General features: G+C 68.4%; 24 protein-coding genes and 4 tRNA genes. 13 read left to right on the forward strand and 15 right to left on the reverse strand.

The genetic code is table 11. The features are described 5' to 3' along the window. Positions 1 to 9 precede the first annotated feature (9 nt). Both A5757_RS09190 and A5757_RS09195 read right to left on the reverse strand, forming a co-directional pair. Positions 10 to 849, reverse strand: coding sequence for an MlaE family ABC transporter permease (locus A5757_RS09190; RefSeq protein ID WP_369815928.1), 840 nt, complete (start codon positions 847 to 849; stop codon positions 10 to 12). A gap of 20 nt (positions 850 to 869) precedes the next feature. Continuing rightward, entirely contained in the window at positions 870 to 1640 is a 771-nt protein-coding gene (locus tag A5757_RS09195; RefSeq protein WP_066832327.1) for an ABC transporter permease, read from the reverse strand. Between the two features lie 200 nt (positions 1641 to 1840). Between A5757_RS09195 and A5757_RS09200 the strand changes: the two genes are divergently transcribed. Then, positions 1841 to 2833 (forward strand): nitroreductase family protein, encoded by a 993-nt coding sequence (locus A5757_RS09200; RefSeq protein ID WP_066832330.1) that lies wholly within the window; start codon positions 1841 to 1843, stop codon positions 2831 to 2833. A 27-nt stretch (positions 2834 to 2860) separates the two neighbouring features. Continuing rightward, complete coding sequence (locus A5757_RS09205) at positions 2861 to 3733, forward strand: universal stress protein (protein ID WP_066831706.1); 873 nt, start codon at positions 2861 to 2863, stop codon at positions 3731 to 3733. Positions 3734 to 3741: 8 nt separating this feature from the next. Here the strand turns inward: A5757_RS09205 and A5757_RS09210 are convergent, their stop codons facing one another. From A5757_RS09210 to A5757_RS09220, 3 genes are read right to left on the reverse strand one after another with little or no spacing between them, the layout of a single operon-like run. Then, the gene (locus A5757_RS09210; RefSeq protein ID WP_066831709.1) at positions 3742 to 5478 is read right to left on the reverse strand and encodes a GAF domain-containing sensor histidine kinase; all 1737 of its coding nucleotides are present in this window, start codon (positions 5476 to 5478) and stop codon (positions 3742 to 3744) included. After that, entirely contained in the window at positions 5475 to 6113 is a 639-nt protein-coding gene (locus tag A5757_RS09215; RefSeq protein ID WP_066831712.1) for a response regulator transcription factor, read from the reverse strand. The genes A5757_RS09210 and A5757_RS09215 overlap by 4 nt, the downstream gene beginning before the upstream one ends. A gap of 28 nt (positions 6114 to 6141) precedes the next feature. Then, complete coding sequence (locus A5757_RS09220; protein WP_066831714.1) at positions 6142 to 7119, reverse strand: NAD(P)H nitroreductase; 978 nt, start codon at positions 7117 to 7119, stop codon at positions 6142 to 6144. A 127-nt stretch (positions 7120 to 7246) separates the two neighbouring features. Here A5757_RS09220 and A5757_RS09225 point away from each other — a divergent pair, with 127 nt between their 5' ends. Further along, a complete protein-coding gene (locus A5757_RS09225) occupies positions 7247 to 8701 on the forward strand; it encodes an AAA family ATPase (RefSeq protein WP_231983924.1) in 1455 nt (484 codons plus the stop codon). Between the two features lie 86 nt (positions 8702 to 8787). Then, positions 8788 to 9669 carry a universal stress protein gene (locus A5757_RS09230; protein WP_066831718.1) on the forward strand — a complete coding sequence of 294 codons (882 nt, stop codon included), beginning with the start codon at positions 8788 to 8790 and terminating at the stop codon, positions 9667 to 9669. Positions 9670 to 9796: 127 nt separating this feature from the next. Here the strand turns inward: A5757_RS09230 and A5757_RS09235 are convergent. Next, positions 9797 to 9871, reverse strand: a tRNA-Val gene (locus tag A5757_RS09235). A gap of 215 nt (positions 9872 to 10086) precedes the next feature. Here A5757_RS09235 and A5757_RS09240 point away from each other — a divergent pair. From A5757_RS09240 to A5757_RS09250, 3 genes are all read left to right on the forward strand, one after another. Beyond that, positions 10087 to 10159 (forward strand) — tRNA-Gly (locus A5757_RS09240). Between the two features lie 28 nt (positions 10160 to 10187). Next, positions 10188 to 10261: transfer RNA gene (locus tag A5757_RS09245), tRNA-Cys, on the forward strand. Between the two features lie 14 nt (positions 10262 to 10275). Next, a tRNA-Val gene (locus A5757_RS09250) sits at positions 10276 to 10350 on the forward strand. Between the two features lie 58 nt (positions 10351 to 10408). On the opposite strand, the gene A5757_RS09255 is transcribed toward A5757_RS09250, so the two are convergent. The 4 genes from A5757_RS09255 to A5757_RS09270 all read right to left on the reverse strand — a co-directional run bounded on the left by A5757_RS09255 (position 10409) and on the right by A5757_RS09270 (position 15381). Then, a complete protein-coding gene (locus A5757_RS09255) occupies positions 10409 to 10621 on the reverse strand; it encodes a hypothetical protein (RefSeq protein ID WP_066831723.1) in 213 nt (70 codons plus the stop codon). Between the two features lie 159 nt (positions 10622 to 10780). After that, entirely contained in the window at positions 10781 to 12028 is a 1248-nt protein-coding gene (locus A5757_RS09260) for a cytochrome P450 (protein WP_066831727.1), read from the reverse strand. A gap of 85 nt (positions 12029 to 12113) precedes the next feature. After that, entirely contained in the window at positions 12114 to 13937 is a 1824-nt protein-coding gene (locus A5757_RS09265) for a GAF domain-containing protein (protein WP_231983925.1), read from the reverse strand. A gap of 49 nt (positions 13938 to 13986) precedes the next feature. Beyond that, positions 13987 to 15381 (reverse strand): glutamine synthetase family protein, encoded by a 1395-nt coding sequence (locus tag A5757_RS09270; RefSeq protein WP_066831731.1) that lies wholly within the window; start codon positions 15379 to 15381, stop codon positions 13987 to 13989. A gap of 184 nt (positions 15382 to 15565) precedes the next feature. Between A5757_RS09270 and A5757_RS09275 the strand changes: the two genes are divergently transcribed. Continuing rightward, on the forward strand, positions 15566 to 16354 hold the full coding sequence (locus A5757_RS09275; RefSeq protein ID WP_066831734.1) for a creatininase family protein: 789 nt from the start codon (positions 15566 to 15568) through the stop codon (positions 16352 to 16354). After that, positions 16351 to 17136 (forward strand): alpha/beta fold hydrolase, encoded by a 786-nt coding sequence (locus A5757_RS09280; protein WP_066832156.1) that lies wholly within the window; start codon positions 16351 to 16353, stop codon positions 17134 to 17136. The genes A5757_RS09275 and A5757_RS09280 overlap by 4 nt, the downstream gene beginning before the upstream one ends. Positions 17137 to 17320: 184 nt before the next feature. Here A5757_RS09280 and A5757_RS09285 read toward each other — a convergent pair whose 3' ends face one another. The 5 genes from A5757_RS09285 to A5757_RS09305 form a co-directional block, all read right to left on the reverse strand. Beyond that, complete coding sequence (locus A5757_RS09285; RefSeq protein ID WP_066832158.1) at positions 17321 to 18145, reverse strand: helix-turn-helix domain-containing protein; 825 nt, start codon at positions 18143 to 18145, stop codon at positions 17321 to 17323. A gap of 99 nt (positions 18146 to 18244) precedes the next feature. Next, positions 18245 to 19747, reverse strand: coding sequence for a triacylglycerol lipase (locus A5757_RS09290; RefSeq protein ID WP_066832160.1), 1503 nt, complete (start codon positions 19745 to 19747; stop codon positions 18245 to 18247). Between the two features lie 176 nt (positions 19748 to 19923). After that, positions 19924 to 20286, reverse strand: coding sequence for a hypothetical protein (locus tag A5757_RS09295; RefSeq protein ID WP_066832163.1), 363 nt, complete (start codon positions 20284 to 20286; stop codon positions 19924 to 19926). Positions 20287 to 20477: 191 nt separating this feature from the next. Next, a complete protein-coding gene (locus tag A5757_RS09300) occupies positions 20478 to 20744 on the reverse strand; it encodes a hypothetical protein (RefSeq protein WP_066832166.1) in 267 nt (88 codons plus the stop codon). Between the two features lie 48 nt (positions 20745 to 20792). After that, on the reverse strand, positions 20793 to 21191 hold the full coding sequence (locus A5757_RS09305) for a helix-turn-helix transcriptional regulator (RefSeq protein WP_066832168.1): 399 nt from the start codon (positions 21189 to 21191) through the stop codon (positions 20793 to 20795). A 74-nt stretch (positions 21192 to 21265) separates the two neighbouring features. Here A5757_RS09305 and A5757_RS09310 point away from each other — a divergent pair, with 74 nt between their 5' ends. The 4 genes from A5757_RS09310 (at position 21266) to A5757_RS09325 (ending at position 23654) form a co-directional block, all read left to right on the forward strand. Beyond that, entirely contained in the window at positions 21266 to 21742 is a 477-nt protein-coding gene (locus A5757_RS09310; RefSeq protein ID WP_066832170.1) for a polyketide cyclase, read from the forward strand. 62 nt (positions 21743 to 21804) lie between these two features. Beyond that, positions 21805 to 22518, forward strand: a complete 714-nt coding sequence (locus A5757_RS09315) for a Clp protease N-terminal domain-containing protein (RefSeq protein ID WP_066832173.1) — start codon at positions 21805 to 21807, stop codon at positions 22516 to 22518. 111 nt (positions 22519 to 22629) lie between these two features. Beyond that, positions 22630 to 23127 (forward strand): hypothetical protein, encoded by a 498-nt coding sequence (locus A5757_RS09320; RefSeq protein WP_066832176.1) that lies wholly within the window; start codon positions 22630 to 22632, stop codon positions 23125 to 23127. After that, positions 23115 to 23654, forward strand: coding sequence for a GNAT family N-acetyltransferase (locus A5757_RS09325; protein WP_066832193.1), 540 nt, complete (start codon positions 23115 to 23117; stop codon positions 23652 to 23654). Before A5757_RS09320 ends, A5757_RS09325 begins: the two co-directional genes overlap by 13 nt. Position 23655 lies beyond the last annotated feature (1 nt).

Raw genomic sequence — 23655 nt, forward strand, 5'->3', positions numbered from 1 at the left:
ACGACTTCCCTATCCCGACAGGTTGAAGTTGCCGTTGGCGCCGTACACCGACAGCGAGACGAGCAGGGTGACCACCACGACGACCACGAGTGACGTGCGCACCGCGTTGCCGACCGCCACTCCGACCCCGGCGGGTCCGCCGGTGGCGAAGAAGCCGAAGTAGGTGTGGACGAACAGCACCATCAGGGCCATGAGCACGGCCTGCAGGAACGACCACAGCAGGTCGATCGGGTTCAGGAAGGTGTTGAAGTAGTGATCGTAGAGACCGGCGGATTGACCGAAGAGGACCACGGTGGTCAGTTGGCTGGCGCCGAAGGACAGCAGCACCGCGATCGAGTACAGCGGTGTGATGGCCACCATCCCGGCCAGGATCCGGGTGCTGACGAGGTATTCGACCGGGCGGATGCCCATGGTCTCCAGCGCGTCGATCTCCTCGTTGATGCGCATGGCGCCCAACTGGGCGGTGACCCCGGCGCCGAAGGTGGCGGCCAGGCCGATACCGGCGACCACAGGTGCGGAGATGCGCACGTTGATGAATGCGGCGAGGAAGCCGGTGAGCGCCTCGATGCCGATGTTGCCCAGCGAGCTGTAGCCCTGCACGGCAAGGGTACCGCCGGCAGCCATGGTGAGGAAGCCGACGATGACGACGGTGCCACCGATCATCGCCAGAGTCCCTGCGCCCATGCTGATTTCGGCGATCAGCCGGATGATCTCCTTGCGGTAGTGCATCGCGGCGTGCGGAGTCCCCGCCAGCGCGCGACCGTAGAAGGCGACGTGGTCGCCGAGGCGCGCCAGGGAGGTGGCCGGCTTCTTGATCTGCGTGACGACGCGCGGATAGGCGGTACCGATCGTGGTGAGTGCGCCCACGGCTAACCCGTCGTCATCCGGATGCCGATCGCGGTCACCACCACGTTGATCACGAACAAGGCCATGAAGGCGTACACCACCGTCTCGTTCACCGCGTTACCGACCGCCTTGGCGCCGCCGCCGGAGATCATCAGTCCGCGGTAGCAGGCCACCAGCCCCGCGATGAGGCCGAACAGGGCGGCCTTGACGCAGGAGATGATCACCTCGGGCACCCCGGTCAACAGAGTGATTCCCGCGGCGAAGGCGCCCGGGTTGACGTCCTGGACGAAGACCGAGAAGAAGTAGCCGCCCAGGATGCCGATGATCACCACGAGGCTGTTGAGCAGCAGCGCGACCAGCCCGGAGGCGAGCATCCGCGGGGTGACCAGGCGCTGGATCGGATTGATGCCCAGCACCTCCATGGCCTCGATCTCCTCGCGGATGGTGCGAGATCCGAGGTCGGCGCACATCGCGGTGGCGCCTGCGCCGGCGACGATGAGCACGGTGACCAGCGGCCCCACCTGCGTGACCGCGCCGAACGCCGCACCGGCACCGGACAGATCGGCGGCGCCGAGCTCACGAAGGAGGATGTTGAGGGTGAAGCTCACCAGCACCGTGAACGGGATGGCCACCAACAGCGTCGGGGCCAGCGCCACCCGCGCGACGAACCACGACTGCTCGAGGAACTCGCGGCCCTGAAACGGGCGGCGGAAAGCGAAACGCACGGCGTCGACGGTCATCCCGAACAGGCCGCCGACCGCCTCGAGCGGACGGTCCAGGTCCGTTCGCCGCATCGTCACCTCCGTCAATCGGGACCACGGCGACATCGCGGTGGTCCGAGCGAAAACAGTGACATCGCCATGGGCCGAAACCCTCGTACCGTCCCGCCCATCGGGACAGTGCACGCGGGGGCCGACTTCGGGACTTCTTGCTCTACCGGCGGCCCGGCCCGGCGCGGCAGGCTGGAATCACCACGAAGAAAGGTGGCGACGACGTGAACGCACAGGGTCCCGACATCGAGACGGTCCGGGCCGCGCTGACGCTGGCACTGCGCGCACCGTCGGTGCACAACTCGCAGCCGTGGCGGTGGCGGGTGGGCGAACAGAGCCTGCACCTCTACGCCGAGCGGTCGCTGCGACTCGAACACGCCGACCCCGACGCGCGGGAACTCGTCGTCAGCTGTGGCGCCGCCCTGAACCACTGCGTGGTCGCGCTGACCGCACTCGGATGGCGCTCGGTGGTCCACCGCCTGCCGAACCCCGCCGAGCCGCGACATCTGGCGTCCCTGGAACTACACCGGCAGACACCCGAGCACACCGACATCACCCTCGCCGCGGCGATCCCGCGGCGGCGTACCGACCGGCGGTTGTACAGCGCCTGGCCGGTGGCCGCCGGTGACGTCGCCCTGATGGGCGCCCGCGCGGCGCGGGCCGGTGTCACGATGCGCCGGGTCGAGGCGACACCGCACTTCCGCGCGATCGTCACGCAGGCGGTCCGGGCGCACGCCTCCGACCGGGAGTACCTGCAGGAGCTTTCGGTATGGAGCGGCAGACACGCGTCGACGGCCGGGGTGCCGGCGCGCAACACCCCGGCCGCGGTCTCGTCCGCCCCGGTCCCCGCCCGGCTGTTCGCCGGAGCGGCCCTGAGCCAACCCCCCGGGACCGAACCTGCCGACGACAATGCCGTGCTGCTGGCCCTGGGCACCGCCACCGACGACACGGTGGCGCGGCTGCGTGCGGGCGAGGCCAGCAGCCTGATGATGCTCACCGCGACCGCGCTCGGTCTGGCGAGTTGCCCGGTCACCGAGCCGCTCGAGATCCCCAGCACCCGCGACGCTGTGCAGACCGACGTCTTCGGCGCGAGCGCCGTCCCCCAGATGCTGCTCCGGATCGGTTGGGCCCCGGTCAACGCAGACCCGTTACCGGCGACACCGCGGCGTCCGCTCGACGAGGTGGTGTCCTGGCTGGACGGAACACCGTTCGGCTGAGCAACTGACTCCACGAAAGGACTCAAGATGAGTACGCAGACAAAGCCCCTCGGGATCGTCGTCGGCGTCGACGGCTCACCGCCGGCGAGGGTGGCCGTGGACTGGGCCGCACGGGATGCCGCGCTGCACGGGGTACCGCTGACGCTGGTGTACGTCATGCCCGATGCCGATGCGCGGATGTGGCTGGACATACCGATTCCGGCGGACTTCTGGCACGCGGCCGAACGCGACAGCCGAACGATCCTGCAGGACGCCACCGAACTCGCCCGCGAGGCCACCGCGGCGCATCACATCACCGTCTCCACCCGGGTGGTCGAGGGCAACGCCGTTGCGGCTCTGGTCGATCTGTCGAAGGAGGCGCAGCTGGTCGCCGTGGGCAACCGCGGTTTGGGCAAGGTGGGCCGCGCGCTTCTGGGCTCCGTCAGCTCCGGCGTCGTGCACCACGCACACTGTCCGGTGGCGGTGATCCACGACGAGGATCCGCTGATGCCGCAACCGGATCGTGCGCCGGTGGTGGTCGGCATCGACGGCTCACCCGCGTCCGAACGGGCCGTGGAGATCGCGTTCGACGAGGCGTCGCGCCGCGAGGTCGAACTCGTTGCGGTGCACGCCTGGAACCTGCCGGGCGCCGACGAGGGCGCTGACCCGCCGGAGGCGGTGGCCGAGGTGCTGGCCGAACGTCTTGCCGGCTGGCAGGAGCGCTACCCCGATGTGTCGGTGCAGCGTCTGCTGGTTCGCGACCATCCCGCCGAGGCGCTGCTGGCCCAGTCGGAGCGAGCGCAGCTCACGGTGGTCGGCAGCCACGGCCGGGGTGGTTTCGCCGGAATGCTGTTGGGCTCGGTCAGTTCCGCACTGGTGCAGTCGGCGCGCATGCCGGTCATCGTCGCGCGACAGCCCTGACAGCGCCCTCAGGGCAACGGCGCGGTCCACCGCAGACACGTGCCGCCGGAGTCGGCGGCGGCGATCGTGAGGTGACCGCCGCAGTCCTCCGCGCGGCTGCGCAGATTGCGCAGTCCGCTCTCGGTGACGTTGTCGGCGACGCCGACGCCGACGCCGACGCCGTTGTCGGTCACGTCGATGGTCAGATCGTCGTCCACGGACACCAGCACCCTCAGTTCCGTTGCGCGAGAGTGCCGGACCGCGTTACTGACCGCCTCGGACACCACCGCCTCGGCGTGGTCGGCGAGGCGGGCGTCGACCACCGAGAGGGGCCCGACGTACTGGACCGTCGTGCGCAGATCCGTACGTGCGAAGGACGCCACCACCTCGTCGAGGCGTTGACGCAACCGGGTCGTGCCCGGCGCCCCACCCTGCAGATCGAAGATCGCGCTGCGGATCTCCTGGATGACGTTCTGCAGATCGTCGACGCAATCGTTCAGGCGGCGCTGCGCTTCGGGCTCACGGGTCCGCGGGATCGTGCCCTGCAGGGTCAAGCCGACCGCGAACAGGCGCTGGATGACGTGATCGTGGAGGTCACGGGCGATGCGATCGCGGTCGGTCAGCACGTCGAGTTCGCGGAGCCGGCGCTGGGCCACCGCGGCCTGCCACGCCAAGGCCGCTGAATCGACGAAGGCGGCCATGGTCTCCATCTGTTCGGGCGTGAAGGCGTGACTGCCGCGTCGCCGCAACAGCACCACCACCCCGACGACGCTCTCGGTGGTGCGCATCGGCAGAAGCAGGGCCGGACCGGCGTCGTCCAGCATCCCTGTCTGCACGTCGAGAGCATCGCATAGCACCGGTCGTCGCCTCGAGAACACCTCCCCCACAACGTTGTTCATCACGGCAATCGGCGCGGTCGCCGACGGGTCGCCGTGTGGGGCACCCGCGGCCTCGACGATGAGGAGTTCGTCGATCTCCCCCGCCGGTTCGTCGCCGTCCGCGTTCGCCGGCACGGCGACGAACGACACGTCGGCCGCGGTCAGCTTCAGGGACTCCTCGGCGAGCAGCCCGTACACCCGGGCCGGGTCTGCACCGCCGAGCAGTTCGGTGGCGATGTCGCGGGTCGCCTCGATCCACGCCTGCCGGGTGCGGGACTGCTCGAACAACCGGGCATTGTCGATCGCGATGCCCGCCGCGGCGGCCAGCGCCTGGATGAGCACCTCGTCGTCCTCGCTGAACGGCTGCCCGGAATTCTTCTCGGCCAGATACAGATTGCCGAATACCTCGTCGCGGATCCGGATCGGCACGCCGAGAAAGGTCCGCATGGGCGGGTGGTGCGGCGGGAAGCCCACCGACGCAGCGTGATCCGCGATGTTCTCCAGCCGGATGGGCTGCGGGTCGTCGATGAGCACGCCCAGGACCCCGAGCCCCTGCGGCAGCGGACCGATCCGCTCACGGGTGGCCTCGTCGATGCCCTCGTAGACGAACTCGACGAGTTCGTGGCCGTGGCCGCGGACACCGAGGGCGCCGTAGCGCGCGTCGATCAAGTCGATCGCGGTGTGGACGATGGAGCGCAGCGTGGCGTCGAGATCGAGATCCGACGTGACGGTCAGCATCGCGTCGACCAGCCCGTCGAGCCGGTCACCGCCCTCGACGATCTCCTCGACGCGGTCGCGCACCTCGGTGAGCAGTTCGCGCAACCGCAATTGGGACAGCGTGTCGCGAATCGGACGAACGGTACGATCCTCCGGGCCGGCCCCGGTCACGGCGCCTTCTGCTGGTTGAGCTTGGACACGAACACCGCCGCCTGCGTGCGCCGCTCCATGCCGAGCTTGGCCAGCAGGCGGGACACGTAGTTCTTGATCGTCTTCTCGGCGAGGAACATGCGGGCGGCGATCTGCTTGTTCGTCAGGCCCTCCCCTAGCAGGCCGAGCAGCACCCGCTCCTGATCGCTGAGCCCGGACAGCGGGTCGGCCCGTTCGGCGCCCCGCAATTTGGCCATGAGCGCGGCGGCGGCCCGGTTGTCGAGAAGCGATCGGCCCGCTCCGACGTCCTTGATCGCCTTGGCGAGTTCCATCCCCTTGATGTCCTTGACGACGTAGCCGCTGGCTCCGGCGAGGATGGCGTCGAGCATGGCTTCGTCCGAGGTGAACGACGTCAGCATCAGGCACCGCAGATCGGGCAGGCGGGACAGCAGCTCGCGACAGAGTTCGATGCCGTTGCCGTCCGGGAGGCGCACGTCGAGCACGGCGACCTGCGGCTGCAGCGCCGGGATCCTCGCCAGCGCCTCCGACACCGAGCCGGCCTCGCCGATCACGTCGAGCTCGGGATCGCCGCTGAGCAGGTCGATCAACCCGCGGCGCACCACCTCGTGATCGTCGACCAGGAACACCGTGACCATGGGGACAGTATGGACTCCGCGGTGTCCGTCACGCCCGTACCTCGAGGACCTCGCCGACCGGACGCCGCGGCGTCGGCAGCGGCGCGTCCTCGAGCGACGGGGCCAGGCCCACGCGGATCACCAGCTGGGGATGATCGCGCCCGATCAGCGACGACAGGAGCTGCGCAACGGTGGTGAGTTCGGTCAGGTGACTCAGGGTGCACGTCGCCAGCCCGGCCGCCGTCGCCTCGAGGAGAACCTGCGACAGGGTTTCGCCGCACCCGAGGACGCCGCTGCCGGTGGTGTCGTGCGCGGAGACCACAAGGATCTTCGATCTGTCCTGCGGAATGCTGCGCCGCCGCTCCGTCAGGCGACGGTTGTCCGGGAACGCGCGGCCGATGTCCACGCGGTCCCGTTCGGCCGCCGACACCAACGCGTCCCCCGGGATACCGTCGGATACGGCGAATAGCTTGCTCCACCAGGTCAATTCCGCGTGATACTCCGAATCGCAATACCGCAGCGCCTCGTTGAGTTCGGAGGCTTCGGCCAGCTGGGGACGGACGTCGTCGCGTACGACGTCGACGATCGCCACCGATTCGTCGACCGCGCCGCGTAGCAGCGCCTCCAACGACGCCCACTCCGGCGGCGCCTCGAACGGGAGCCGATCGGTGTGGCGGCGGCGGATCGCCTCGGCCCGGGCGCGGTGTCCGTCGGTCACCTCCGGCATCGGCGAGAAGGTGATGGCGGCGATATGCCGGCGGTCGGCGGTATCCGGATAGCGGTCGACGTCGGCGATCCATCCGCTCGCCGCCATGGCCACTCGCAGGTGGTCCAGCGCGGCGCCACAGCTCAGCAGGGCCTCACGGCCGGAACGGTCGGTCGTCACCACCCGGTCCGCGTCCAGGAACAGGTGCAGTGCTGAACCGTCGGCGATCCAGCGCCACGGCTGGCTGTTGTGCACCGACGGCGCCCGGCATGCCAAGGCGACGGCGTTCTCGATCGTGTCGAGCGGCGGCATTGAGATCATCGATGGTCCTCCTCACCCCATCGTCATAACGGGACCGTGCCGTGGCAAGGGTCCTTTGTCACAGCACGCCGCCAGGGGACTTTCGGCCCTGTGCCGGGACATGCTCCCAGGGAGCAGAATTTGGTGTATGACGACAGTCTGGAACACCGCCGCCGAAGTGCACGAGACCCATACCGGCGTGGTGTTCATGTTCGGTGACCGGGCTTACAAGGTGAAGAAACCCGTCGTCACCGACTTCCTGGACTTCAGTTCCCTCGACAGTCGCGAGCGGGTCTGCGCCCGCGAGGTCGAGCTGAACAGCCGCCTGGCGCCGGGTGGCTATCTCGGTGTCGGCCATGTGCACAGCCCTGGCCAGGAGGGGCCCGAACCGGTGGTGGTGATGCGGCGCTATCCCGACACCTGTCGGCTGCGCTCGATGATCCTGCGCGGTGAGCCCGTCACCGACCAGCTGACAGCACTGGCCGGCATGCTGGCGACGTTCCATTCCGAGTCACACCGGTCCGCGGAGATCGATGCGTGCGCGACGGTCTCTGCCGTCGAGGATCGGTGGTACGAGAACCTCGACGAACTCGACCGCTCCACCGGCACCGTGCTGCCGCAACAATTGGTGGGCGAGGTTCGGCGGCTGGTCACGCGGTATCTCGACGGTCGGGCTGCGCTGTTCGCCGGCCGGATCGCCGCCTCCCGCATCGTCGATGGACACGGCGACCTGTCGACCGACGACGTCTTCTGCGCACCGGAGGGTCCGGTTCCGTTGGACTGCTTGGAGTTCGACGATCAGCTGCGGTTCGTCGACGGCATCGACGACGCCGCCTTCCTGGCGATGGATCTGGAGTTCCTGGGGCGACAGGATCTCGCAGAGGTGTTTTTGGATCGGTACCGGGAGCTGGCGGGCGACACGGTGCCGCGCTCGTTGATCGATTTCTACATCGCGTATCGCGCCGTGGTGAGGGCGAAGGTGGACTGCATCCGGGTCGGCCAGGGACACGACGCGTCGGCCGCAGACGCCCGATGGCATCTGAAACTCGCCGTCAACCATCTCAGGGCGGCGACGGTGCGGCTGGTGATCGTCGGCGGCGGGCCAGGGACCGGTAAGACCACGCTGGCCACCGCGCTCGGGGAATCGCTTCCGGCACAGGTGCTCTCGACTGACGTCGTTCGCCGGGAACTGCAGGCCGACGGCGTCATCGATGGGGATGTCGGCGCGTTGAACGCCGGTCTTTACGCACCGCAGACGGTGGAGTTGGTGTACAAGACGATGCTGCGCCGCGCGGCCTCGCTGCTCGCCAACGGGGTGTCGGTCATCCTCGACGGCACGTGGCGCGAAGCTTCGCACCGTGCCGCGGCACGCGCTGCAGCAGAGCGCAACGCGGCGGCCTTCGTCGAATTGTCCTGCACCACAAGTCTTGCCGCGGCACAGAAGCGCATCGAGGACAGGGGCGAGACGGCGTCGGACGCGACCCCGCAGATCGCGGCCGAGATCACCGCGCCCACGTGGCCGGAGGCCCATCGTGTCGACACGGGTCGCCCGCTGGCCGACTCGGTGGCCGACGCGCAGCAGATCTGCTGTCTTGCGGTATGAGGGCCGTTGGTCCCTACCGGCCGTCACGCAGCGAACGTATCGTTGGTGACGATCGCAGCCAGATGTGAGCGACGAGGGAGACAACGATGTCTGACACTGACCTGACCGCCGAAATCATCGTGGGCGTGGATGATTCGCCGGCATCTGAACCCGCGCTGCAGTGGGCGGCGGCCGAGGCGGTGTTGCGCCAGTGCCGTTTGGTCATCGTGTACGCGGTGAATCCGATCCCCGTCGCGTGGTCGGCCGTCCCGGCGCCGGCGGGTCTCGTGGACTGGCAACAGGCCATCGGCCGCGAAATCTTGGCGGACGCCGAGAAGATCGCCAGAAACGCCACCGACGGGGCGGTGGAGATATCCACCGAGTTCTTCGTCGCGGCGCCCATCGCCACCCTCGTCGAGCGGTCCGCGCGGGCGCAGATGGTGGTTGTCGGTAGCCGCGGTCGCGGTGCGCTCAGCCGCACCGTCCTCGGCTCGGTCAGCACCGGGCTGGTGCACCGCGCCCAATGCCCTGTAGCGGTGATCCACGATGAGGAGGATGCGGCGCCACCCGCGCCCACGGCGCCGGTCCTGCTGGGATTCGACGGGTCGGAGGCAGGCCAGGCCGCCACCGCGCTGGCCTTCGAAGAGGCCTCGCGACGCGGGGTGGAGCTCATCGCCCTGCACGCGTGGTGGTCGTCGGGGGCGTACGACTTCCCCGGCGCGGTGTGGGAGGAAGTCCAGCCCGATGTGGAGCGCGAAGTCGCCGAACAGCTGGCCCGCTGGCAGGAACGGTTCCCGGGCGTCGCCGTGCAGCGGATCGTCGTCCCCGATCTGCCGGCACAGCGGCTGGTCAACCATTCCAGTTCAGCTCAGCTGCTGATCGTCGGCAGCCGCGGACACGGCGCGGTGGCCAGTGCCCTGCTGGGTTCGGTGAGCACCGCTGTGGTGCAGGCAGCGCGAATCCCGGTGATCGTGGCGCGGCCTCGGTGAGGTGGATGCGGCGGCTCTGACAGGTCGCCGCTCGCCAAAGCGGCGGAAATGACGGGGCTTTCGTACCTGACGATTGCCTTGGAAAGTCGACGACCGGTGTCCGGAGCTGCCGCAGATTCCGGCGTTGTGGTGGTCCCGGCTGGTTTCGAACCAGCGACCTTCCGCGTGTGAGGCGGACGCTCTCCCACTGAGCTACGGGACCTGATGGGAACCGGCCCTGCGAGAAGGGCCGAACGAGGACGAAGATTATCACGCAGCCGCTGACGGCCCTCAATCCCCCGTTCGTGCGGTCGGCGAACCGCCGCGCGCAGGCGGCTGAAATGCGACGACGCGCCTACGCTCCAGGGGATTTGTGTGGCTCGTGGTTCGTGCACTAATGTTCTGCATCGCGACGGACGACGATCTCGCCCGTAGCACGCGGATGTAGCGCAGTTGGTAGCGCATCACCTTGCCAAGGTGAGGGTCGCGGGTTCGAATCCCGTCATCCGCTCGAGGTGCAGTCATGCATCAACCCCAGCGGTGGAGTGGCCGAGTGGTGAGGCAACGGCCTGCAAAGCCGTGCACACGGGTTCGATTCCCGTCTCCACCTCCATCCGCAGTTTCCCGGCGCGATTAGCTCAGCGGGAGAGCGCTTCCCTGACACGGAAGAGGTCACTGGTTCAATCCCAGTATCGCGCACCACAGTTTTGCGAGGTCAGGCCCGGTTTCTACCGGGCCTTCGTCGTCTCCGCCGTCGACTTCATTCCGGCGAGTCTCCCTCTGCGGCACGCGCGCTGCGGTACGTCTGCATCGCGGGCCCGGTCTCGATCCGTACCCGCAGCATCCGCAGGTAGCCGCGCATCCATAGCTGCGGCAGCACCAGCGAGTCGCCGCCGGCGTACGGGTTGCTGTCGCCGGGTTCAGCCAGCGACCCGGAGTAGAGCGCGTACATGTACTCGGCGCGCTTCGACACCCACCGAGCATGCAGCCGCTCGGGCCCGGTGTGGCGATCCCACGCCGACGAGCAGGACGTCGCTGCAAGCGCCTCCTGTGCCCTCGGCGGTACTTTGTGCGCACGCGGACGCCGGTCCGCGGCGGAGCGATCGGCGACTGCCTCCGCCGCGATGCGCTATTACCCGGTGGATCCCCCAGACGCCGAGCCGCCGATGTGCACAGGCAGTCTCAGCAGACCCCGCATCAGCGTGCTCGAGCGGTACTTCAGCGGTTCGTCCTCGGCCAGTTCGACGTGGTGGAACCGCGACAGCAGCCGGTCCAGCGCGATCTCGGCCTCCATCCGGGCCAGGGGCGCCCCGATGCAGTGGTGAATGCCATGGCCGAACGCGAGATGACGGTTGTCCGTGCGGCCGATGTCGAAGGTGTCGGCGTCGGGAAACTGGCGTTCGTCGCGGTTGGCACCCAGGAGGGCGATCATCACCAGTTCTCCCGCCGGGATCTCGATATCACCGACGCTGACCGGCTCGCCGGTGAACCGGACGGTCGCAGTATTGAGCGGGCTTTCGAAACGCAGCGTCTCTTCGACCGCGGCCGGCAACAACGATCTGTGGGCCCGCACCGCCGCCAGCTGGGCTGGGTGCCGCAGCAGTGCCAGTACCCCGTTGGCGATCAGGTTCACCGTCGTCTCATAGCCGGCCACGATCAACAGGAAAGCCGTCCCCAATAACTCGTCCTCGCTCAGACGATCACCGTCGTCGCGCAGGTGCACGAGGTGACCGAGCACATCGCGCGCCGGCTGTTCCCGCTTGGCAGCGACGATGGTCTGCAGAAGCTGCGTCAGCTCCGCCCGCGCGCGATGCACCTCGTCCGGCACGCTGGTATTGAAAACCGGCATCACGAGCGAAGCGAACCGGCCTCGCACCGCCGTTGGGACACCGAGCAATTCACCGATCACGCGGATGGGCAGCGGCAGGGCCAACGTCTGCATCAGATCGACACGGCCCGGCGCCTGGTGGCTCATCTCGGTGAGCAGGTCGTCGGCGATGTCGACGATGGCTGGACGCAACCCCGCCACCGCACGTGCCGTGAACGCCGCAGTCACGAGCCGGCGTAAGCGCGTGTGGTCCGGCGGGTCCCGAAACAACATGTTGTCGCCCAGCACTGTGCCGATGGTGGACGCGTTGCCCGGTGGGAAGAGACTGCCGGCGGTCGGGCCGTGCTTCTTCAACCGGGGATCGGCGAGCAGCTGTCGGGCCTCGTCGTAACGCGTGACCATCCAGACATTCACGCCGCCCCACATGCGCACCCGGTGCACCGGACCCCGTCGCCGCAGCTCGGCATAAACCACATGGGGGTTCTGAAGGAACGACTCATTGAGTGTCGTTGAGATTTCACCGCGTTGATCGTCGTTCGGGTGCACGCTCATGCTGCCATGCTGGCGGCGTCGACCCGCCCTATCCAGGCCAGACTCTTGCTAGCACTGGCAGGGCACCCCCTCCGCGCCGACGGCGTCAGTCGTCGCCGGCCCCGGACGGCATCCGCGCCCGCGACTGGTGCACCTTCAAGGCAAGCTGCAGCGGGAACCACTCCGACGGCTCCATCACGTCGATGCCGCTGAGGTTGGCAGCCCGGGTCAGACGTTGGGCCAGGGTGTTGCGGTGCACGAAAAGCTCACGGCTGGCGATACTTTGGCTGCGGTAGTGCAGGAACACCGACAGCGTCTCGAGGAGTTCGGTGCCCTTCACCCGATCGTATTCGGCGATCCGCGTGATCGCCGTGGCATAGCGGTCACGGATCGAGTCGACGCCGGAGACCCGCATCAACAGCAGGTGATGCCCGACGTCGTCGAGGGTGAACACCCCATTGGGGTTGTCGAGCCGGCTGCCGATCGCCATCGCCTCCCGGGCTTCGGCCAGCGCGCCCCGCAGCTCCGCCAACGCCGAGACCGGTTTGGACACACCGAACGTGGCAGCATGTCCGGCTGCCCGGAGCCGGGTACACACCTCCAGCAGCGGCATCCGCAACGCGTCGACCGATGCGTCGTCCCCCTGCCACGGCACCACCGCCACCGTCTGATGCGGGGTGGACGCGAACAGGCTGCCCGACGGCAGCACCCCGCCCTTGGCCAGTAGTTCACCAAGCGCAGGAGTGAGCGGCCGCGTCTCACCCCGACGCATCGCCACCGTGGACACGCTGCCCACCACGAACACGTGCCCGGCGGAGGTGTCCAATCCGACCGCTGCGGCGCGGCGCCGGATCTCCTCGGCGTTGAGCCGTCCCGTGGTCAGGTCGCGCAGGAACCAGTTCAACCGGTTGCGGGAGGACAGTTCGTCGGTCAACATCGCCAACCGGATCGCCGCGGCGGCCTGATGCGCCACCGCCCCGATCAGTGCGGTCTCGGCGGTGGTGAACCGCCGGGCGGTCAAGCGGTAGCAGGCCAGAACGCCGTACTCCTCGGCGCCGACGCGCACCGGGCAGCTCGTCGCCGCCTCGGCGATGCCGTCGAACGCGCGATTGATCGACTGCGCGGCGCTGCGCCAGTCGGTGATTCCGTTGCGGACGTCCTTGTCGATGGTGAGCAACTCGGCGCGAAGCGTCTCCACCTCGGTTCCGGACGCATCGGTGAGCATTGCCATGTGCATCCGGTCCGCCCCCGACGGGTCGGTCACGAACGCGACCGCGACATCGACCTCCGCGGCCTCGGTGAGGAACTCCACCGCATGATCCATCGTCGATCCCGTCGACGTCGTCCCCGAGGCGACCATCGACGCCAGCTCGGTGAGCCCCGCGGCGACCGCGGCCAGCCTGCTGCCCGCCTGTCGTTCCCGGGCGGTGTCGAACACGGGCGCGACGAGCGCGGCCATCCTTTCGACGAACGCCACCTCGCCGGGATCGAAACGGTGACCGGTGGTCGCCCACACGGTGATACAGCCCAGCGGCTCGGCGCGGGACGAGACGATCGGCACCGAGAAGATGGCGCCGTAGCGTTCCTCGCCGATCCCCGGGTAGGGCAGGAACCGCGGGTCCTCAGCGGGCTCGCCGGACACCAGATAGCTCTGCTTGGTCGCGGCCACCCAGCCGGTGACGCCCTCACCGTAGGCCAGCCGCAGCGCGCCCACGTGCTCGGCGGCAGGGCTCTCGGTGGCGCCGGTGAGAACGAGTTCCTTGGCGGCAGTGTCGTAGACGTAGGCGTATGCGTCGCGGTTGGCCCGCCCGGCCTGGATCGCTTCGGCGACAGCCTGGGCCACCGCCGACACGTCGTCGGTGGAGGCGAGCACCCGGGCGATGTGTTCGACGGCGCGCAGCTCCACCTGCGGCAGCGACTCATCGGGCATGGCCCATCGTAATTCGCGGGCGCCATGGCCGGGCGGCATCGTCGGCGACTCAAACACGGGTGAAATAACGTCCGCTCTCCCAATCGCCGACCACTTCGCGGTGGCGGTCGCGCTCCCAGATGCGCGACGCCAGATAGTGGTCGACGAATGCGTCGCCGAATGCGATACGGGCGGTGCTGCTCTGCGCGAGCGCGTCGACGGCCTCGGCCAGTGAGCGCGGCAGCGGTGCCCCGTCGCCCTCGTACGCGTTACCGGCGACCGGCGCGGGCGGCGCCAGCTCGTTCTCCACACCGTGCAGCACCCCGGCCACACACGCCGCCAACGCGAGATAGGGGTTGGCGTCGGCGCCCGGCACCCGGTTCTCCATCCGGCAGGTCGTTTCGTCATGTGCGATGACGCGCAGCGCGGCGGTGCGGTTGTCGGTGCCCCACACCGCCGATACCGGCGACCAGGAGCCCGGGACGCGACGCTTGTACGAATTGACCGTCGGGCAGTACAGCGCGGTGAAGTCTTTCATCGTGGCCAGCTGGCCGGCTACCGCGTGGCCCAGCACCGTCGACGGACCGTCACCGTCCCACATCGCGTTGCGCGTAGGTGCGTCGAGAGGCTGCATGCTCTGGTGGATGTGGGCGCTCGAACCGGCCGCGTCGGTGGCCACCTTTGCCATGAACGTGGCGAGATAGCCGTGCTGCTCGGCGATTCGGCGGACACCGTTCTTGTAGATCGCCACGCGGTCGGCAGTGGTGAGCACGTCGGCGTGTTCGATGTTGATCTCGATCTGGCCGGCGCCGTATTCGGTATTGGACGCCAAAATCGGGATGTCGCATGCCCGCATACCCTCCCGGATGGCGCCGATGACGGGTTCAAGCGCACTGAGCCGGTTCAGGCTGAACGTCGCGATGCCCGGAGCGGCCGGCGTGAGGTTCCGGTAATTCTTCGCCGCGGCCGTCTCCGGTGTCTCGCGGTACAGGTAGAACTCCAGCTCGTATCCGGCTGTCAGCCGGTAGCCGAGCGCCGCGGCGCGCGCCACCTGCCGGGCGAGGACGGTGCGAGGTACGACGGGCACCTCCGAGCCGTCGGTGTGTACGACGTCGCACAGCACGAAGGCGTGCCCGGGCTCCCACGGCACCAGTCGTAGCGTCGTCAGGTCAGGCATCAGAACGATGTCGGAATACCCTGTGTGCCAACCGGACAGGGTGAAACAGTCCATCAGCGTGTCTTCGATGTCCCAGCCGAAGACGATGTTGGGGATCGACGAGCCCCGCCTGACGATCGAGTCGAGGAAGAAGTCCGCGGGCACGAATTTGCCGCGCATCTGGCCGTCGAGGTCGGTCATCCCGAACTGCACTGTGGTGATCTGGTGACGTTCGAACAGCGCACGCGCGGCGTCCGCGGTGGCGACTGCACGACCGTTCGTCGCTGCATTGATCGACGCATTCGTCATTGCCGAACTCCTTCCGAGGCAACGGTGTCCCTGACATCGACTGCTCCGTCGCGCCGGACCACCGGAGGTGGTTCGGGCGTACGGCCAACCTAACTCGGCGGCGTCGACGCGGTCTGCGTGCAGCTTGTCCATAGTTTCATGGCAGGCCTGGTTGGGGCCTCGTTCGCGGACATAACTTCTGCGCATGCCCAGGTGGTGCGATCTGACCCGCGACGAGGTGGCCGAGGCCGCGCGGTCGGGGGCTGTCGCGGTGTTGCCGCTGGGCGCGATCGAGCAGCACGGCGCCCACCTGCCCACCGGCACCGACGCCCTTCTGGCCGGCGCGGCCGCCGACGCCGCCGTCACACGCACCCGGGACATCGTGCTCCCCGCGGTGGTCTACGGCTGTTCGCTCGGGCACACCGCGCACTGGCCGGGCACGCTGTCACTGTCGGTGGCCACCTTGACCGCGGTTGTCACCGACATCGGACGCTGGGTGGTCACCTCTGGGTTCCAGAAGCTTGTGGTGATCAACTCCCACGCCACCAACGGGCCGTCCGCACAGAGCGCCCTACTGACGTTGCGCCATGAACATCCCTCGTTGCGAACGTGTTTCGCGTCGCTGTACGACATCACCGCCCAGGCCCACGCAGGGTACTTCAGCGACGCCGACGATCCGCACGCGAACGCGGCCGAGACGTCGATGGTGCTGCATCTCGACCCGGGTCTGGTCTCGCTCGACCGTGCGGTCGACGAAGAGGACCGCACCCTGCGCCGTGTGCTGACGTATTCGATGCCCGACGTCACCCGCAGCGGCGTCGTCGGCCGGCCCACGTCGGCCACCACGGAATCCGGCGCTGCGCTGTTCGCCGCGATCGTCGACGGGATCGCCCGATTACTGGAGCAGGTTCGCGCCGAGACCGACCCCATACCCGACCGCCCAGCAGAGCCGCTGCCAGTCGATCACCACCCACCATCGAAAGGACCGTCATGAACCTCCCCCTCCGCACCATGGTCACCGCCGCCGCCGCAGCAGCGGCGTTCCTCGCCACCGTCGCCCCCGGCGGGCCGGCGCACGCCCAACCTGTGGCGGTGAAGAACGTGGTGCTCGTGCACGGCGCCTTCGCCGACGGTTCCGGCTGGCGCGGCGTCTACGACGAGCTCGTCGCCCGCGGCTACCGCGTCACGATCGTGCAGAATCCCCTCACCTCGCTGAGCGACGACATCGCCGCGACCCAGCGCGTCCTCGACCGTCAGGACGGCCCCACCTTGCTCGTAGGCCATTCCTACGGCGGCACGGTGATCACCGCGGCCGGGGTGGACCCGAAGGTCAAGGGTCTGGTCTACGTTTCGGGATTGGCACCCGACGCCGGGGAGACCACCAGCCAGCAGTACGCCGACTTCCCGACCCCGGCGAGTTTCGTGATCGAGACCGGTCCGGACGGCTTCGGGTTCCTGAACGCGGAGAAGTTCAAGGCCGGTTTCGCCGCTGACACCACCGACGAGGTCGCGGCGTTCCTGCGCGACTCCCAGGTGCCGATCAACATGTCCATCTTCGGCGACACCCTGCCCCAGGCCGCTTGGCGCACCAAGCCCAGCTGGGCTGTCGTCGCCACGCAGGACGAGGCGATCGACCCGAGGATGCTGCGGCAGACCGCCGAGCGGATCGGTGCCGAGATCACCGAGGTCGACGCCAGTCACGTCGCGTTCCTCACCCACCCCCGCGTCGTCGCCGACGTGATCGACAGGGCCGCCAAGGAATCGGCCCAGCTGTAAGGGACGCCAAGGTGGTGACAACGCTGCCTGGTTAGCCGATCGGCCGGACGTGACGATGGCTGCATGGATACCGGACCGGACTGCAACGGTGAGTTCCTCTGGCGAACAGTCCTTTCCATTACCCGGACCGTGACCTTCGCAGCTGTTCTGCTCGCCGTCGTGGTGGTGTACGTGTTGTGACTCGTCAGACCACGCCGGGCAACCGACACCCGCTCAATGCCCGTAACGCCGCCTCGGACGGCGAGCCCGGGTCTGCCCAGTACACCACCATGATGGACTCGCTACCGCGCAGACCCAGATGCTGGAAGTGCAGATCGAGGGGCCCGACCTGCGGGTGGTTGATCGCCAGCAGGCCGCGACTGTGACGCCTGACGTCGTATGTGGCCCACAGCCTGCGGAAATCTGCACTCTGCGTTCGTAGTTCGTCGATCAACGCGTCCAGCCTCGGGTCCGGGTGGTGACCGGCGAAGTCACGAAGCCACCGTACGGACCATGCCGCCAGGCCTTCCCAGTTGCGGTAGAACTCGCGCAAACTCTCGTCGAGAAACAAGCTGCGCACCGGATTTCCCCCGACCGCGAAACTCTCTGACAGCGCCGCAGCGCATCCGTTGGCCATCACCACGGTCGCGGAACCGTCGTGGATACTGGCCGGGGAGACCTGCCAACTTTCGATCAGGGCCTGCAATGCGGGATTGATCGACAGCGACGGCCGAGCGGCCGGACGCCGGGATGGGTTGTCGTCCACCAGTTTCCGTAGGTAAGCCACGGCGTCGGGGCCGAGTCGCAGGGTATGGGCAATAGCGTCGAGCACCTGGTCGGACGGTCGCTCTCGACCCTGTTCGATCCGGTGATAGTAGTCGGCACTGATGCCGGCCAGGCTCGCCACCTCTTCCCGACGCAGCCCGGCCACCCGACGTCGGCCTCCCGCCGGTAGCCCGACATCGGTCGGCTGGAGCTTGGCGCGGTGTTGCCGGAGAAACTCTGCGAGCGGCGTGTTCCTTCTGGACACCCACCAAGGCTAGAGCGAGCACATTCGTTGTCGAAGTACTCACAGGACATTGTGTGCAGATGGCACTGCCGGCTTGTCGGGCTCGCGTCGACGCCTACGTCAGGCCGCCACGGAGACCGTGGTCGCCGCCGGGAACCTCAGCGGGTTGGCCGCGGGATTGGCCGCCAGCGCCTCGAGCACCAACGTCCAGACTGTCGGGCTCACCAGCACGCTGCCGTGCCCACCGACGAATGACGGCTGCCGGCTCTGCACGAGGATGTTCGACACGTTCGGCCCGGACAGGAACTGCTGGGTGTACGGCGTGACCACCTCGTCGTTGATCGACACGATGTTCGTGTAGAGCACACCGGGCCGGGTATCGCCGTGCCCGTACACCACCTCCTGGAACGGCGAGGTGATCGTCTGTTGCAGCGCACCCGGCGCCACCGTCCCGACGACGAACATCAGCAACGGGCCGATGACGGGCAGCAGCGTGGCGTACGCCAGATAGTCCAGGTCGGTGCCGTGGTTGCTGGGTGCCAGCCCGATCACCTGAGACACCTTGGGCCCACCCCCGAGGACGTTGATGTAGTACGCGGGCAGGATTCCCCCGCCCTGCGAATAGCCCACGAGCACCACCTGCGGTGCGCCCGTCTCGGCGAGAACGCGGTCGATCTCTTGGGAAAGTTGTTGTGCGGAAACGGTGATGTCGTCGACGCCCTGTACCGGGAAGTTCGGTATCCCTGACCGGTTTCCGTAGTTGAACGTGTAGACCTTGTATCCGGCGTTGGCCAGCACCGGTGCGCCCACGCTCCAGTTGAATGCCGCCGTCATCCCCGTCCCGTTGACGAGGATGACCGGCAGCGGCCGCTGCTCGGTGACGGTGATGGTGGGTTCATTGGCCCCGGGCGGCACAGCGGCCGGGGTGAGGTACGCGAGTACATCGAACACCCCGTAGGTCACCGGGAACGGGCCGGTCGACACCGCGGTCTCCGGAGTGCCGGTGAATCCCCGGCTGACCTCGGCTGCGGCATCGGCGATCGCCAGGGCGACCTCGCGCGGCCCCGCCCCGACCGGACCCGGACCGAACCCGTGTGCGATCTGCGCGGCGATGTTGTTCACCAGCGACGCGCCCACCGCCCCGACATCGGAGGTCAGGCCGACGAGCTGCCGGGTGAACTGCGCGGCGGCCTGTCCCGGGTCCTGAAGCGCACGTCCAGACGCAGCCGCTGGCCGCGGCTTGAGCTCCGGCGGCGTCGGTGCGGACGTCAGGACCGGGCGTGCGGGACGCCGCGACGGCGTCACCACCGCCTCGGACGAGGCCTCCAGCCGGGTCGCCCGTGGCGAACGGTCGACGCGGGCCGTCGCCGTCGGCGTCGTGCTCAGGCTGACAACGCGCGCCTTCCGGGGGTCGTCACGTGACGCGTCGGCCCGCGGCCCCGCATTTGCCGCCGCCCGGGAGACGCCGGACTCTGCACTGCTACTGCTGCTCGCATCCCGGGCGACGCCGGATCCGGCGGAATCGTCGTCGGCGGCGGCAATCCCCGCACCGAGGAACACCGCGGTGGCCGCCGACCCCAGCAGCACGGCAACGCATCCGGTCGGGCGGGGTTCGGTCGGCATGGCGCGTCCCTCTGGGCCGTCGGTCGGCTGAGACGGTCGTCACACCCGGCCCCTGTGACGATAAGTCATCCGCGGCGTCGCAGGTCGCAGGAAAAGCACAAGGGCGCCGAACGCGCACATGTGCACGTTCGGCGCCCTGGTGACGCTATCGGTGAGGCGGGGCTATGCCCCCACGCTCACCAACCCGACATGCCCGGACCGTTGCGAGCCGGGCCCATGTTGATGTAGGTCCCGATCCCACCGGTGATGCTGGGGACCGCCCGCTGGCTGTCCTTGACCCCACCGCCGGCGGGCGGCAGCGGGGCACCGATGCGGGACGCCCGGACCTCGGCCGGTCCGGCGTTGGCGACGCCGATCCTGCTGGCCCGGTTGCCACCGTCGACGATGGTCTGACCGTTGACGATCGGGCTGGGCTCGATGTCTTGAACGTCGGCACCGGCGGTGCCCGTGCCGAATCCGATCGTGGCGCCTGACAGGGCGAAGGCACCGACGCCCACCAGCACCATCTTGCGCGTACGACCTTCGAATCGCTTCGCCATCGGACTCCCTTCCTCATGGCTGACCACAGGCGAACTGACTGTGGCTGTCCGACGCACGCTAGCAGCCTCGAGAGTTGCTGTATGTACGTTGGTGCCGATTCGGACTGAATTCGGCGTACCTGTAACGAAACTCGTGCGGCGAACGATATTGCGCTTTCTTGCGCTCTGCCCCAACGATTTTCACGTTCGGCTCAGATTCCACCACAGATCGACGGGGCGAACGGTACCGGGATCGGGATACACACGCCCACCCCGAAGCCGGGTGTGAGATCCGGAACCACCGGCGGGGCCGGCGGCGGTGGGGGCAGCGGCGCGGGCGGCCCGGCGACCAGGCAGGTGTTCGTCGCGGCGTCGAAGAAGGTTCCCGGCCCACACTCGGCGGCGCCACCGATCGCCGGCGAACTCAGCGCCGCGACGGACAGCAATGCGGTCACACCCGCCAGATGCACAACCCTCATCAGGCCTCCTCGGCAACGGGCCCGACCCTGGTGCCAGCGTATCCCTGTTCACGCCCCCGAAACGGCCTTTGGGTCACGCCTGGAACCGGCCATGCGCAGCGTTGCGCTGGGTGGGGTGCCGTAGGCGCGCCGGTAGGCGACGCTGAACCGTCCGGCGTGGGCGAAACCCCACCGCCCTGCGATCGAGTTGACGGTGTCGACCGCGGGGTTGGCGGCTTGCAGATCGCGGTGTGCGTAGTCGAGCCGCACTCGGCGCAAGTACTCCATCGGCGTCACACCCAGGTGGCGGCGGAACATGTACTGGACGGCGCGCGGCGTCAGATTGGCCGCCGCCGCGATCTCGGTCAGCCCGATGTCGCCGTCCGCGTTGTCGTGGATGAACTCCACCGAACGCCGCAATCCGGGTGGCCGCGCGGCGCCTGCTGGGATGTCGTTGAGGCCCGTCATGTTCTGTAGCGATACCCCCCGGCAAACGAGGGAAAACCCGCTTCGCGCTCTGCGGACGTGACACGATCGACCCCGTGACCGACCGCATCGAGGTGCAGCGCCTCATCCCCGCCCCCGCCGAGAAGATCTTCGAGGTGCTCTGTGATCCGCAGGGCCACGTTGCCATCGACGCGACCGGCATGCTGCAGGACGCGGACGGTGAATCCGTCACCGCCACCGGGGACAGCTTCGTGGTCCACATGGACCGTGAGGCGCTCAACGACTTCCCGATGGGGAAATACGATGTGACAGTCGAGATCCGGGAGTTCGAGAAGGACCGCCGGATCGCCTGGACCATTCTGGGCCAGATCCGCCCGCAGATCGGCCACGTGTACGGATACGTCCTGGACCCGGCCGACGGCGGCACCCTGGTCACATCGTTCTACGACTGGTCGGAGATCGCCGACTCCTGGCGCGAGGCCGGCATCTTCCCTGTCATCTCCGAGGCCGCGCTGCGCGGCACCCTGGGCATCCTCGACCGCACCGCACGCCGCGGTTACGTGCGCAGCTAATCGCCCCGATCGTGGTCAACCCACGGTTGACGTCACGCATTCGTCAACCTACTGTTGACGCTATGACCGACCCGCTGACCAACCCGGTCCGTCTCGACGATCTGATCAACGCGATCCGGAACGTCCACGACGAACCTCTGGAGCAACTCACCGACGCCGTCCTGGCCGCCGAGGCCCTCGGCGACGTCGCCGATCACCTCATCGGCCACTTCGTCGACCAGGCTCGACGGTCGGGCGCGTCCTGGACCGAGATCGGCCGGTGCATGGGCGTCACCAAACAGGCCGCGCAGAAGCGCTTCGTCCCCAAAGCCGGCGTCGAACCCCTGAACCCTGACGAGGGTTTCGCCCGGTTCACTCCACGGGCCCGCGCCGCGGTCGTGCAGGCGCAGAACGTCGCCCGCGATGCCCGCCAGACCGAGATCTCCCCCGACCACCTGCTGCTCGGCCTGCTCACCGACACCGAATCCCTGGCGGTCGCCCTCCTCACCGCGCAGGACGTCACCCCCGACGCCGTCCGCGCCGCTGTCGCGGTGCTGCCCGGCTCCGGCGAGGCGCTCGATCTGATCCCGTTCAACGGACCGGCCAAAAAGGTGCTGGAGCTGACCTTCCGGCAGGCGTTGCGGCTCGGGCACAACTACATCGGCACCGAGCACCTGCTGCTGGCGCTGCTGGAATCCGAGGACACCGACGGACCACTGCACCGACTCGGCGTCGACAGCGCCCGCACGCAGCGGGACCTGATCGCCCTGCTCGACTCCCTGACGACGAAAGAGTGATTCGCCTGACGCCAAGAGGCGCGACTCGACCTGGAAGCCGGCTGACCCGAGAACCCGTGTGGGTGCCGCGGCTGATGTGCCATCATGCGATGCACACCTAGGGAGGGACACATGCGGGCTCCACGCTGGTTTCTGATGCTGTTGGCCACCCTCACGGTGTCCGCGGGCCTCGCCGCGGCACCCGCGTCCGCGGTGGATTCCCCGATCGGCCGCATCGGCGAACCGCTGCGGGTGAGCTTCGAGGGGCTGGTCGCCGACGTCACGGTGCTCAGCGTCGAACCGTCGCCGGTTCCGCCCGGGTTCGGCTATCCGCCCCGCCCGCCGCGCAACCAGGTGTGGCGCGCCAACGTCGTCGTCACGCCGATCCGCGTCCCGGTGCCGTACGCCATGGCGATCACCTTCCAGTTCCGCGGTAACACCCCCACCGGCGATTCCTACGAACCCCGCAACAGCGACGCCCCCGACGCGCTGGCGACCCAACTGCAGAACGCGCCCGTCGGCTCGACGATCACCGGCGGCGTCTGGTGGGACTGCTACCGCGACCTCGTATCGAACGTCGTGCTGGTCGACAAGATCAGCGGCCGCCACCTCGCCCAGTGGAACCTCTAGCCGTCCGCGTCCGTCCGGCCTCCCCCGCCGACCTCCCCGATCTCGCCGACGTCGCCGCACGCACCTTCCCGCTCGCGTGCCCGCCGGCGGTGAGTGACGCCGACATCGCCGCGTTCATCGAGGAGAACCTCTCGGCGGACCGATTCGCCGCCTACCTCACCGATCCGGGCCGCGTGGTCTTCGTCGCCGAGACGGATGGGCGGGTACTCGGCTACGCCATGCTGATTCGCGGTGAACCCGCCGATCCGGATGTGGCGCGGGCGGTGCCACTGCGGCCCACCATCGAGATCTCGAAGATCTACGTGGTGCCGGAGGGACACGGCACCGGCGCGGCCGCAGCGCTGATGGCGGAGTCGCTTCGGCTGGCCCGCGAGGACGGGCACCGGTGCGTCTGGCTGGGCGTCAACCAACAGAACCTGCGCGCGCAGCGGTTCTACGCCAAGCACGGTTTCGCCGTCACCGGCACCAAGACCTTCCGCCTCGGCGCGGGCGTCGAACAGGACTATGTGATGGTCTGCCGGCTGTAGC

The sequence above is a fragment of the Mycobacterium sp. 852013-51886_SCH5428379 genome (assembly GCF_001665575.1).
Taxonomy (GTDB): domain Bacteria; phylum Actinomycetota; class Actinomycetes; order Mycobacteriales; family Mycobacteriaceae; genus Mycobacterium.